Origin of the sequence: Pseudomonas vranovensis (assembly GCF_040438935.1) — a bacterium.
GTDB lineage: Bacteria > Pseudomonadota > Gammaproteobacteria > Pseudomonadales > Pseudomonadaceae > Aquipseudomonas > Aquipseudomonas vranovensis.
On sequence record NZ_CP159259.1, the window covers coordinates 405,905 to 418,384 of the forward strand.

Genomic DNA, 12,480 nt, shown 5'->3' on the forward strand with positions numbered 1-12,480 from the left:
ACTTATTTTCGTCTTGCTTGCCTGAAGCTTAGACGGTGAGCGGGTTTGGTGAAAAATTTGTAGAGCCTGCAAGGCATGACCTGGAAAGGCGCAGGCATGCGCCTTTGGTGGAAGGTTGTAATGCCCGGTTTTGGTGCTATGTTAGCCGCCCTTTTTACGGTGCTGGAAAAGGAACGGGGAATACCCCTGCATTGATACGGTTATTGCCGAGAGTTCTCGCCAAATATCGTGCTTTTTATAGTGAAAAGCCCTGTTTGGGCCTTTCTATACTGCTCGCCCCTTTCGCACTACCGGCGCCTCGCGCATCGGTAGACGGGGCCGCTCACAAGGTGGCGCCCGGCAAGGCAGCGTACTCGCCTATCGGCGGTACCAGGCCTGCACGAACGGTCTATATCCAATAACAAAATGAGGTTGTATTTCTATGCCAGTCGGCAACCATCCCTCTCACGGTGAGACCGCCCAGGGCGGCCCACTCAAGCGAGAACTCGGCGAGCGACACATTCGCCTGATGGCGCTGGGCGCCTGTATCGGTGTCGGCCTGTTCCTGGGCTCGGCCAAGGCCATCGAAATGGCCGGTCCGGCAATCATGCTGTCTTATATCATCGGTGGCCTGGCGATCCTGGTGATCATGCGTGCCCTCGGTGAGATGGCGGTACACAACCCGGTTGCAGGCTCCTTCAGCCGTTACGCCCAAGACTACCTCGGCCCGCTGGCGGGCTTTCTGACCGGCTGGAACTATTGGTTCCTGTGGCTGGTGACCTGCGTGGCGGAAATCACCGCAGTGGCGATCTACATGGGTATCTGGTTCCCTGATGTACCCCGCTGGATCTGGGCCCTGGCGGCCCTGGGCAGCATGGGCGCGATCAACCTGATCGCGGTCAAGGCATTCGGTGAGTTCGAGTTCTGGTTTGCCTTGATCAAGATCGTCACCATCATTGCCATGGTACTGGGCGGCATCGGTATCATCGCCTTCGGCTTCGGTAACGACGGTGTGGCCATGGGGATTTCCAACCTGTGGAGCAATGGTGGCTTCATGCCGAACGGCGTGACCGGTGTGTTGATGTCGCTGCAGATGGTGATGTTCGCCTACCTGGGCGTAGAAATGATCGGCCTGACCGCCGGCGAAGCACGCAACCCGCAAAAGACCATTCCCCAGGCCATCGGCTCGGTGTTCTGGCGCATCCTGCTGTTCTATGTGGGCGCGCTGTTCGTGATCCTGTCGATCTACCCGTGGAACGAAATCGGCAGCCAGGGCAGCCCGTTCGTGATGACCTTCGAGCGTCTGGGCATCAAGACTGCAGCCGGCATCATCAACTTCGTGGTGATCACCGCGGCGCTGTCGTCGTGCAACGGCGGTATCTTCAGCACCGGGCGCATGCTTTATAGCCTGGCGCAGAACGGCCAGGCCCCGGCCACCTTTGCCCGTACCTCGAGCAACGGCGTGCCGCGCAATGCCTTGCTGCTGTCCATCGCCGCTCTGCTGCTGGGCGTGCTGGCCAACTACCTGGTGCCGGAGAAGGTCTTCGTCTGGGTGACGGCAATCGCTACCTTCGGTGCGATCTGGACCTGGGTGATGATCCTGCTGGCGCAGCTCAAGTTCCGTGCCGGCCTGTCCACTGCCGAGCGCAAGGCCCTGAAATATCGCATGTGGCTGTGGCCCCTGAGCTCGTACCTGGCGCTGGCATTCCTGATCCTGGTGGTTGGCCTGATGGCCTACTTCGAGGAAACCCGTGTGGCCTTGTACATCGGCCCGGCGTTCCTGGTGATGCTCACCGTGCTTTACTACGTGTTCAAGCTGTCGCCAAAGGCCGACAACGCGCAACTGGCGCGTACCGCGTCCTGATGTGAAACATCGCGGGGCAACGTCTCGACTTGCCCCGCGAAACACTCAGGCTGCAACCTCGCTGTTGGGCTCGAAACTGTCGGCCCGGGCCATCGCCCACATTCTCGAATAGAACTCGCCACTGATCTGCCCGCTGAGCAATTCGCCGGGCTTGAGGAATACGTGCATCTGCGAGAACAATTTGATCTCGGTGGCCGACACGCGTCGCACCAAGTGCTTGGCTTCCAGTTGGGAGGGGTGATCGAGACCGGCAGCGGCGAGCATTTCGGCCAGGGCCTTGAGGGTGCTGTGGTGGAAGTTGAACACCCGCTGGGCTTTGTCCGGCACCACCAGGGCGCGCTGGCGCAGGGCATCCTGGGTGGCGACGCCGGTGGGGCACTTGTTGGTGTGGCAGCTCTGGGACTGGATGCAGCCGATGGCGAACATGAAGCCGCGCGCCGAGTTGGCCCAGTCGGCACCGATGGCCAGCACGCTGGCGATGTCGAAGGCACTGACGATCTTGCCGCTGGCGCCCAACTTGATCTTGTCACGCAGGTTCAAGCCCACCAGGGTGTTGTGAACGAATAGCAGGCCTTCACGCAGGGGGACGCCGATGTGGTCGGTGAACTCCACCGGTGCCGCGCCGGTGCCGCCTTCCTTGCCGTCGATAACGATGAAGTCCGGCAGGATGCCGGTTTCCAGCATGGCCTTGGCGATGCCCATGAATTCCCACGGGTGACCCAGGCAGAACTTGAAGCCCACCGGCTTGCCGCCCGATAGCTCACGCAACTGGGCAATGAACTGCATCATCTCGATAGGGGTGGAGAAGGCGCTGTGGCGCGACGGCGAAATGCAGTCTTCGCCCATCATCACGCCGCGGGTCTCGGCAATCTCGCGGGTGACCTTGTGCTTGGGCAGGATGCCGCCATGGCCGGGCTTTGCACCCTGGCTCATCTTGATTTCGATCATTCGCACTTGCGGGCTGCGGGCTTGTTCGGCAAAGCGCTCGGGGTCGAATCGGCCATCGGAGGTGCGGCAACCAAAGTAACCACTGCCCAGCTCCCAGGTCAGGTCGCCGCCATGCTCACGGTGGTAGGGGCTGATGCTGCCCTCCCCAGTGTCATGGGCGAAATTGCCCAGTTTGGCCCCCTGGTTGAGGGCGCGAATGGCATTGGCGCTGAGCGAGCCGAAGCTCATGGCCGAGATGTTGAACACCGAAGCCGAGTAGGGCTGGGTGCATTGCGGGCCACCGACGATCACCCGGAAGGCTGCCGGATCGCTCAACGGCGCCGGGCGCATGGAGTGGCCGATGAATTCAAAACCCGACTGGTACACATCGATCAAGGTGCCGAAGGGCTTGTCCGAGGCTTCCTTCTTGGCCCGGGCATACACCAGTGAGCGCTGGGCTCGGGAGAACGGCAGGGCATCGCTGTCGGATTCGAGCAGGTATTGGCGGATTTCCGGGCGAATGCCTTCGACCAGGTAACGGATATTGCCCAGGATCGGGTAGTTGCGCCGTACCGCGTGGCGGCTTTGCAGCAGGTCGAACAGGCCGATCAGGCTGAGGATGGCGGTCGCCAGGGTGAACGGCCAAAGCCACTCATGGTGCAGGAAGGGCAGGCTCGCCAGGGTGAACAGGACACAGGCGGCGAAAAAGGCATAGCGGCTCAGAAGTGACAGGCTCATGCAGGTTCCTTTCGATGGCTCGGTCAGGCTCGGGGCCTGGAACAATTTCCGACCTTAGCCCGGTTGCACGCACCAGCGCCAGCCCATGAACATGAAGCCTTGCCGTCAATCAGTTGGAGTAAAAATCATTCTCACAGCGATAGGCCGGGTTCGCGGATCAAGCGGTCGCGCAGCTCGCCCTGCTGGGCAAGCTCCAGCGTAACATCGAAGTGAACCGTGCCGGCAATCAGGCTGGCCACCGGCACGCCGTCGCGGTAGAGCAGGCGATTGCTGCTGAGCGCCGGCACCTTGGTGCCAGGCAGCAGCGTGCCGATCAGGTTGAGTGGGTCACTGGCGCTCAGCGCCACCAGGCTGGCGTCCAGCGGCCGTCGGCGCACCTCACGCAGCAACGCCACCGCTTCGGGCAGGGCGAATTGCTCACCGGCCAGGCCGCTGATGAAGCGCCCGCCTCGAATCTCGCCACGGGCTTCCAGGCGGTGGTAACAACGCAGCAGTTCGCGCCAGCTCGGTAGCCAGTCGGCCTCGCGCTCCAGCAATCGCCAGCAGATCACGCCGTAGCGGCGTAGCAAGGTACGGGCGATGTGTTCCAGGCTTTCGTCGCGGTTATCGGGCGCCGCAGCCTTGCGCAGCAGGGCCCAGCGCCCGGCGTCCTGCATACCGCCGAACGAAGGCCCGCGCCCACGACGGTGGCTGCGCCCCTGGCGCTTGCTGGCCGGCGTGATCAGTGCCCGCAGGCCGGCAAAGCTGTCGGCGCTGATCAACCCGGCCGCCACCAACTCCTGCAGGGCGTTTTCCAATTCGCTGGGCAGCAGGTGGGCGTCATGCACCAGTTCATCGAAGAACAAGGCGCCGTGGTCAGTCAGTACCGCCTGTACCCTTTGTGCCTTCAGGCTCAGCTCGCTGCTCTCCTGTGCTGGGTTCAGTGTCCGCCACAGCCCCAGGCGGGCACGCGGCAACAGCACCAGTGGCGTGCTGCGCAAGGTGGTGGCCGCTGCGCCGGGCGCCAGTCGCGCCCACACGAACTTGCCTGCCCGGCACGCTTCATCCAGCCACATCGGGCTGTAGTCCTTGATACGGGTGGGCAACAAATCGGCCTCCCAGGCACTTGACGCCGCGGCATAACCCTCGAACTGTTCCAGCACTTCACTGAGCGCAGCGGGGCCTTGTAGCCGCGTGGCCGTGCTCAGGTGCTGCCAGTCGAACAGAAAACGCATGAAGTCCTGCAGGCTGACCGGTTCTATTTCCCGACGCAGGCGCTTGACCGTGTAGCGGTGGATACGCGCCAGCAAGTGCCGTTCGCACCATTGCAGGTCTTGGCTACCGGGGCTGAAGTAACCGCGCATCACATAGCCTTCGGCTTCCAGGTGCGCCAGTGCCTGTTCGAGGGCGCCAATGGGCAATTGCAGGGGCGCGGCGATCTGCGCCAGGGTCAGAGGGCCAAAGCCGCTCAGGCGTGCGCGCACCAGCTCGACCAGGGCGGTGTCGGCATCCATGGGCTGATCAAACCCGGGCAGTGGCGGAACATCCGGTGTCAACGCTGCGTGCGGGTACAGCGCACGCAGCAGCGTCAGGCGCTCCCTGGCAAGCCACAGTCCCTGCAGGGAACAGGCTCGCCCTGTGCCGGCCAGTTCATCAAGCCACGTTTGCCAGCCGGGATTGGCCGCGACTTCACGGTGGCTGATGCAAGCCAGGCTCATCAGCGCTTCATGCATTTCATCGCTGCGGGTGGGCGCAGGCCAGGCTTCGGCTTCAACCGCCGCGATGGCATCGGGGTCCAGCGCACCCAGGTCATCACTGCGTTGCGCTTCGTTCCAGCGCCGATTGAGCACCGCCTGGGTGCGTCGTTCCTCCAGCGGCGCATCGTCGAGAAAGGTATAGGGACGAGCATTCAGAATGGCCGACGCCAGGGGCGACGGGGCGGGAAGGTCCCGGCTGATCAACCTGATCCGGCCTTGTTCGATACGCCGCAGCAAGGCCAGCCAGCCCTCGCTGTCCATAGCCTCGTGCAGGCAGTCATCGAGGGTTTGCTCCACCAGCGGATGGTCGGGTATTTGCCGCTCGCCGACGATGTTTTCCAGGCAGGCGATCTGGTCGGGGAACACGGCGGCAATCAGGTCCTCGCTTTTCATCCGCTGGATCTGTGGCGCCACCTTGCGCCCGCCAACAAAACGCGGCAAGGCCAGGGCGACACCGGCGTTCCAGCGCCAGCGCACACCGAACAACGGCGCGTCGAGCAGGGCCTGGATCAGGATCGACTCGGCATTGTTGCTCGACAGGTAGCGCCACACCTCGTCCAGGGCAAAGCTGTGGCTGGCCGACAGTGACAGCACGATGGCGTCTTCGCTGGCGGCGGCCTGCAGTTCGAAGTTGAAGGCGCGGCAAAAGCGTTTGCGCAGCGCCAGGCCCCAGGCGCGGTTGATCCGGCTGCCAAAGGGGCTGTGAATGATCAACTGGGTCCCGCCGGACTCGTCGAAGAAGCGCTCCATGATCAGGGTTTGCTGCGAGGGCAGAGCGCCCAGGACCTCGCGCGTGCGGGCCAGATAATCGAGCAGTTGCTCGGCGCTGTCCATGGCCAGGCCGATGTCGCTCTGCAGCCAGTCGAGCAGGGGTTGCAGTTGGCCACCGGATTCCCCCAGGCGTCGGTCGATGTCGTCTTGCAGGCGTGCCACGCCGAACGACAGCTCATCGCTGCGACCGGGTGCCTCGCCCAGCCAGAAGGGAATGCTCGGTGGCAGCCCCCGGGCGTCCTCGACCCGTACCTTACCGCTCTCCACCCGCAGAATGCGGTATGACGCGTTGCCCAGCTGGAAGATGTCGCCGGCGATGCTTTCCACTGCGAAATCTTCATTGACACTGCCGATGTTCAGCCCCTGGGGTTCGAGCAGCACGGCGTAGTCGGCATTGTCGGGAATGGTGCCGCCACTGGTCAGCGCGGTCAGCTGGCTGCCGCGCCGGCCGCGCAGGTTGGCGTTGACTGCATCGCGATGGAGGTAGGCGCTGCGCACCCCCTGGCGCCCATTGAAACCTTCGGCAAGCATGCGCAGCAGGGCCTGGTAGTGGCCCTGGTCCAGGTCGGCGTAGGGCAGTGCCTGGCACAGACACTGGTACAACGCCTGTTCATCCCAAGGCTGGCAGCTGACTTCGGCCACGATCTGCTGGGCCAATACATCCAGCGGAGCCCGGGGAATGTGCAGCAGGTCCAGCTCGCCCCGCCGCACGCAATCGAGCAGGGCCGCGCACTCGATCAGGTCGTCCCTGGAGAGCGGAAACAAGCGTCCCTTGGGCGTCCCGTCGACCTGATGCCCCGCGCGACCGACACGCTGCAGAAAGGCCGCAATGGAGCCCGGCGAGCCCATCTGGCAGACCAGCTCGACTTCTCCAATATCGATCCCGAGTTCAAGCGATGCGGTAGCGACCAGCACCTGCAACTCGCCCCGCTTGAGGCGCTGCTCGGCGTCCAGGCGGTGCTCTTTGGCCAGGCTGCCATGGTGCGCGGCTACTGCGTGCTGGCCCAGGCGCTCGCTCAGGTGGCGGGTCAGGCGTTCGGCCAGGCGCCGGGTATTGACGAACACCAGGGTAGTACGGTGTTCCCGGGCAAGCTGCGCGAGGCGGTCATAGACCAGCTCCCAGACATCGGTCGCCATCACCGCGCCCAAGGGCACCGGCGGCACCTCAAGGGCCAGGTCGCGGGCCCGGGCGTGACCGATATCGACAATGGCGCAGTCACGTTCCTTGCCCACCAGAAACGCCGCAACCCGCTCTACCGGGCGCTGGGTGGCCGACAGGCCGATGCGTCGCAGCGGGCGTTCGCACAGCGCCTGCAGGCGTTCAAGGCTCAGGCTCAAATGGCTGCCGCGCTTGTTGCCGGCCAGGGCATGGATCTCATCGACGATCACCGTGTGCACACTGGCAAGGCCCAGGCGGCCAGAGTCGGAACCGAGCAGTACATACAGCGATTCGGGTGTGGTGACCAGGATATGTGGCGCTTTACGGCGCATGGCCGTGCGTTCTTTCTGCGGGGTGTCGCCGCTGCGCACGGCCGTGCGGATCTGCAGGGGGGCATGGCCGTGTTCGACCAGGGCCTCGTTGATGCCGGCCAGAGGTGCTTGCAGGTTGATCTGGATGTCGTTGGACAGCGCCTTGAGCGGCGAGACATAGACCACCTGGGTCTGGTCCGGCAACTCGCCCTTGGCCAGGCCCTGCTGGAACAGTTCGTCAAGGATTGCCAGGAAGGCCGTGAGGGTCTTGCCCGAGCCGGTAGGGGCTGCCACCAGTAATGACTGGCCGTCACGAATCAGTGGCCAGGCCCGGGCCTGGGCGGCAGTCACGGTCGGGAAGCGGCGCTGGAACCAGGTGCGGACAGCAGGGTGGAAGGCGTCCAGTTCCGGGTGCTTGAGTGCGGGCAGGTTCATGGTCTGTTTATGCGGCCAAGCGGGCGAGCTTGCAAGGTACGTTCGTCAGGCGCCCCGCAGGATTGTGCCGCCAGCGGCGACATGTGATCCTTGCGCGCTTTTTCCGTCACGAGACCCTCCATGAGCAAAATCATCCGCATCGCCGCCGCCCTGCTGCTCGACCCCCAGGGCCGCACCCTGCTGGTGCGCAAGCGCGGTACCCAGGCCTTCATGCAGCCCGGTGGCAAGATCGAGGCTGATGAACATCCGGTCAGTGCGCTGGCCCGTGAGCTGTTTGAAGAGCTGGGGCTGCAGATCGACCAGCAAGATGCCGAGTACCTCGGCCAGTTCAGCGCACCAGCAGCCAACGAGCCGGGTTTCGAGGTCAGGGCCGAGCTGTTCCTGGTACATACCGCGATGCCGGTCGAGCCTGCTGCCGAGATCGAAGAGGTGGTGTGGGTATCGGCGCGCAAGCAACTGACCCTTGAGTTGGCGCCATTGACGCGGGACCTGATTCTCCCCCTGTACCGGCGATTAACTAGCCAAACTGCCTGAACCCGACATTGCAAAGGAATGCTGATGATCCCCGTCCACGAATGGCTGTTGTTTACCGGTGCAGCGCTGCTGATGGTCCTGACCCCCGGGCCGAACATGATCTACCTGATTTCGCGTTCGATCTGCCAGGGGCGCATGGCCGGGATCACTTCGCTGGTGGGTGTGGTCGCCGGGTTTCTGGTACACATGACGGCAGCGGCGGTAGGGCTGACGGCGTTGTTCATGGCGGTACCGCTGGGCTACGACCTGCTCAAGTGGGCGGGCGCCGCCTACCTGCTTTGGATGGCCTGGCAAGCGGTGAAGCCTGGGGCGCGTTCGCCGTTCGAGGCGCGTGAGCTGAGCCCGGATTCTCCGGCCAAGCTGGTGATGATGGGTTTTCTGACCAGTGTGCTGAACCCCAAGGTGGCGATGTTCTACCTGTCGATCCTGCCGCAGTTCATCTCCCCGGAGCATGGTTCGTTGCTGGCTCAGAGCCTGACGCTGGGGCTGACCCAGATCACCGTGAGTTTCTCGGTGAACCTGTTGATCGCCTTGTTCGCTGCCGGCCTGTCGGCCTGGTTCGTCCGCTATCCGTTGTGGTTGATGGTACAGCGTTATGTGATGGGTTTCGTGCTGGCGGGCCTTGCGCTGCGCCTGGTACAGGAGCAGCGCAAACTGGCGTGAGCCTCAACGCACAGCGCTGACGCCGTCGAGGGTGGAGAACGAGGTGTCCTTGGCGGTCAGCAAAAAGTCGCGCATGTACGGCGCATCGAGCATGTCGGTGCGTACCGCGGCATAGAGGGTGGCGAACAGGCCTTTGTCGCCCAGGCGCTTGCCCTTGACGTAACCGCGCGAGCTGTACTCGTGCAATGCCCAGTGCGGCATGCCGCACACGCCACGTCCGCTCGCGACCAATTGCATCATCATCACCGTCAACTCGGCTGTGCGAACCTGGGCCGGCTCCACGTCGGCAGGCTCCAGGAAACGGGTGAAGATATCCAGGCGGTCACGCTCCACCGGGTAGGTGATCAGTGTCTCGCAGGCCAGGTCCTCCGGCACGATGTAGGGCTTGCTTGCCAGCGGGTGCTGGTTGGCCACCGCGAGCATGGCCTCGTAGGTGAACAACGGTACATAGGTCAGTCCGGTCAGCTCCAGCGGGTCGGACGTCACCACAAGGTCCAGGTCACCGCGGGCCAGGGCGGGGAGCGGGGCGAAGGCAAAACCCGAAGCCAGGTCCAGCTCTACCTCAGGCCAGGCGTCGCGAAACTGGTCGATGGTCGGCATCAGCCACTGGAAGCAGCTATGGCATTCGATGGCCATGTGCAGGCGCCCGGCAGTGCCACCGGCCAGGCGGGCGATGTCCCGCTCGGCGCCGCGCAGCAGCGGCAGGGTGGCGTCGGCCAGTTGCAGCAGGCGCAGGCCGGCGCTGGTGAAGCGGAGCGGCTTGGTCTTGCGCATGAATAATTGCATGCCCAGGCGCTCTTCCAGTTCCTTGAACTGGTGGGACAACGCCGATTGGGTCAGGTGCAAGCGTTCGGCGGCCTCAACCAGGCTGTCGGCTTCACGCAGGGCATGCAGGGTTTTCAGGTGACGAATTTCCAGCACCGGGTGCTCCATGAGTAAATTTTGAGATGAACACGAATTTATTGAGTTTGTCTCATGATGGTCTTGCTGTCGACAATGGCGCCATCTTTTACAGGGAGCACGATTGTCATGGCACTGGCCCACAACCTTGGATTTCCGCGCATTGGCGCTGACCGCGAATTGAAAAAAGCCCAGGAGGCCTACTGGAAAGGCGACCTCGACCTGGCCGGTCTGCACGCGGTGGGCCGTGAGCTGCGTGCTCGTCATTGGCAGTTGCAGAAGGACGCCGGTATCGACCTGTTGCCGGTGGGCGACTTCGCCTGGTACGACCAGGTGCTGACGCACTCGCTGGCCTTTGGCGCAATCCCCGAGCGTTTCGCCAAGACCCTGGGCAGCAATGGCCTGCCGACGCTGGATACCCTGTTCGCTATGGCCCGTGGCGCGACCACGAGCTGCTGCGGCGGTGAGCACGGCCAGGCGCAATATGCCCAGGAGCTGACCAAGTGGTTCGACACCAATTACCACTACCTGGTCCCGGAGTTCAGCGCCGATCAGCGCTTCCTGCTCAGTTGGGAACAACTGTTCGAGGAAGTCGCCGAAGCTCAGGCGCTGGGTCACACGGTAAAACCGGTGCTGATCGGCCCACTGACCTACCTGTGGCTGGGCAAGGCCAAGGGCGGTGAGTTCGACAAGCTCGACCTGCTGGAGCGCTTGCTGCCGGTCTATGGTGAAATCCTCAGCCGTCTGTCCCGCCAGGGCGTGGAGTGGGTACAGATCGACGAGCCGATCCTCGGCCTGGACCTGCCCCAGGCATGGAAAAACGCCTTTGAGCGTGCCTATCACATTCTCCAGTACTCGCCACTCAAGAAGCTGGTCGCCACTTATTTCAGCGGCTTGGAAGACAACCTTGGCCTGGCAGTCGGCCTGCCGGTGGATGGTCTGCATGTCGACCTGGTGCGGGCCCCGGAGCAACTGCCGATAGTGCTCGACCGCCTGCCTAGCTACAAAGTGCTGTCGCTGGGTGTGGTCAACGGGCGTAACGTCTGGCGCTGCGAACTCGACACGGCCCTCGAGCAACTGCAGCAGGCCCGCCAGCGTTTCGGTGCCAACTTGTGGGTCGCCGGTTCCTGCTCGCTGTTGCACAGCCCGGTAGACCTGGCCCGCGAAGACAAACTGGATGCCGAGCTGAAAAGCTGGCTGGCCTTTGCCGTGCAGAAATGCGAAGAGATCGCGGTACTGGCCAAGGCCCTGGATGCGCCGCACCTGCCACGGGTGCAAAGCGCTCTGGCCAGCAGTCGCGCGGTACAGAAAAGCCGTGCCGAGTCGCCCCGTATTCACAAGCCCCAGGTCCAGGCTCGCCTGGCAGCGGTTACTGCCGCCGACAGCCAGCGCCACTCGCCCTTCACCCAGCGTATCGACGCTCAGCGCCAGCGCTTGCAACTGCCGGCGTTCCCGACCACCACGATTGGATCGTTCCCGCAGACCTCGGCCATCCGCCTGGCGCGGCAGGCATTCAAGCAAGGCAAGCTGTCGGCCAATGACTACACCGATGCCATGCACAGCGAGATTCGCCATGCCGTGCAGATACAGGAGCGCCTGGGACTGGATGTACTGGTGCACGGCGAGGCCGAGCGCAACGACATGGTCGAGTACTTTGCCGAGCAGCTCGACGGCTACATCTTTACCCGCTTCGGCTGGGTGCAAAGCTACGGTTCGCGCTGCGTGAAGCCTGCGATCATCTACGGCGACCTGAGCCGTCCGCAGGCCATGACCGTGGCCTGGATAGAGTACGCCCAGGGCCTGACCAGCAAGGTCATGAAAGGCATGCTGACGGGGCCGGTGACCATGCTGATGTGGTCCTTCCCACGCGAGGATGTGTCGCGCAAGGTCCAGGCCGAACAACTGGCCCTGGCCATTCGCGACGAAGTGCAAGACCTGGAAGCGGCCGGAATCAAGATCGTGCAGATCGATGAAGCGGCGTTCCGCGAAGGCTTGCCCCTGCGCGGCGCACAATGGCAGCAGTACCTGGACTGGGCCGTGCATGCCTTCCGCCTGTGCTCAAGTGGCGTGCGCGACGAAACCCAGATCCACACCCACATGTGCTACAGCGAGTTCAATGATGTGATCGAGGCCATCGCGGCCATGGATGCCGACGTGATCACCATCGAGACTTCGCGTTCGGACATGGAACTGTTGGAGGCCTTCGAAGCGTTCGAATACCCCAATGATATCGGCCCAGGTGTGTACGACATCCATTCCCCGCGGGTGCCGGATACCACAGAGATGGTCAAGCTGATGAGCAAGGCGGTCAGGCGTATCCCGGCCGAACGCCTGTGGGTCAACCCCGACTGTGGCCTCAAGACCCGTGCCTGGCCGGAGACAGAAGCCGCACTGGTGAACATGGTGGCCGCGGCGCGGCAGCTACGCAGCGAACTGGCGTAAAAAAAACAACGGCGAACCCAA

Annotated in this window: 7 protein-coding genes; 4 read left to right on the forward strand and 3 right to left on the reverse strand. The window is 63.4% G+C overall.

The genetic code is table 11. The annotated features are described in order from the left end of the window. Positions 1-421: 421 nt before the first annotated feature. Positions 422-1,843, forward strand: coding sequence for an amino acid permease (locus ABVN19_RS01915; protein ID WP_028943453.1), 1,422 nt, complete (start codon positions 422-424; stop codon positions 1,841-1,843). Positions 1,844-1,888: 45 nt separating this feature from the next. On the opposite strand, the gene ABVN19_RS01920 is transcribed toward ABVN19_RS01915, so the two are convergent. Beyond that, positions 1,889-3,508, reverse strand: coding sequence for an FMN-binding glutamate synthase family protein (locus tag ABVN19_RS01920; protein ID WP_028943454.1), 1,620 nt, complete (start codon positions 3,506-3,508; stop codon positions 1,889-1,891). A gap of 131 nt (positions 3,509-3,639) precedes the next feature. After that, positions 3,640-7,920, reverse strand: a complete 4,281-nt coding sequence (locus tag ABVN19_RS01925; RefSeq protein WP_105642222.1) for a crosslink repair DNA glycosylase YcaQ family protein — start codon at positions 7,918-7,920, stop codon at positions 3,640-3,642. A gap of 120 nt (positions 7,921-8,040) precedes the next feature. Here ABVN19_RS01925 and ABVN19_RS01930 point away from each other — a divergent pair, with 120 nt between their 5' ends. Next, on the forward strand, positions 8,041-8,454 hold the full coding sequence (locus ABVN19_RS01930; protein WP_028943456.1) for an NUDIX domain-containing protein: 414 nt from the start codon (positions 8,041-8,043) through the stop codon (positions 8,452-8,454). 24 nt (positions 8,455-8,478) lie between these two features. Then, complete coding sequence (locus ABVN19_RS01935) at positions 8,479-9,117, forward strand: LysE family translocator (protein ID WP_028943457.1); 639 nt, start codon at positions 8,479-8,481, stop codon at positions 9,115-9,117. Positions 9,118-9,120: 3 nt separating this feature from the next. Here ABVN19_RS01935 and metR read toward each other — a convergent pair whose 3' ends face one another. Continuing rightward, positions 9,121-10,038, reverse strand: coding sequence for a transcriptional regulator MetR (gene metR, locus ABVN19_RS01940; protein ID WP_028943458.1), 918 nt, complete (start codon positions 10,036-10,038; stop codon positions 9,121-9,123). 108 nt (positions 10,039-10,146) lie between these two features. Between metR and metE the strand changes: the two genes are divergently transcribed. Next, positions 10,147-12,459, forward strand: a complete 2,313-nt coding sequence (gene metE / locus ABVN19_RS01945; RefSeq protein ID WP_028943459.1) for a 5-methyltetrahydropteroyltriglutamate--homocysteine S-methyltransferase — start codon at positions 10,147-10,149, stop codon at positions 12,457-12,459. Positions 12,460-12,480: the final 21 nt, after the last annotated feature.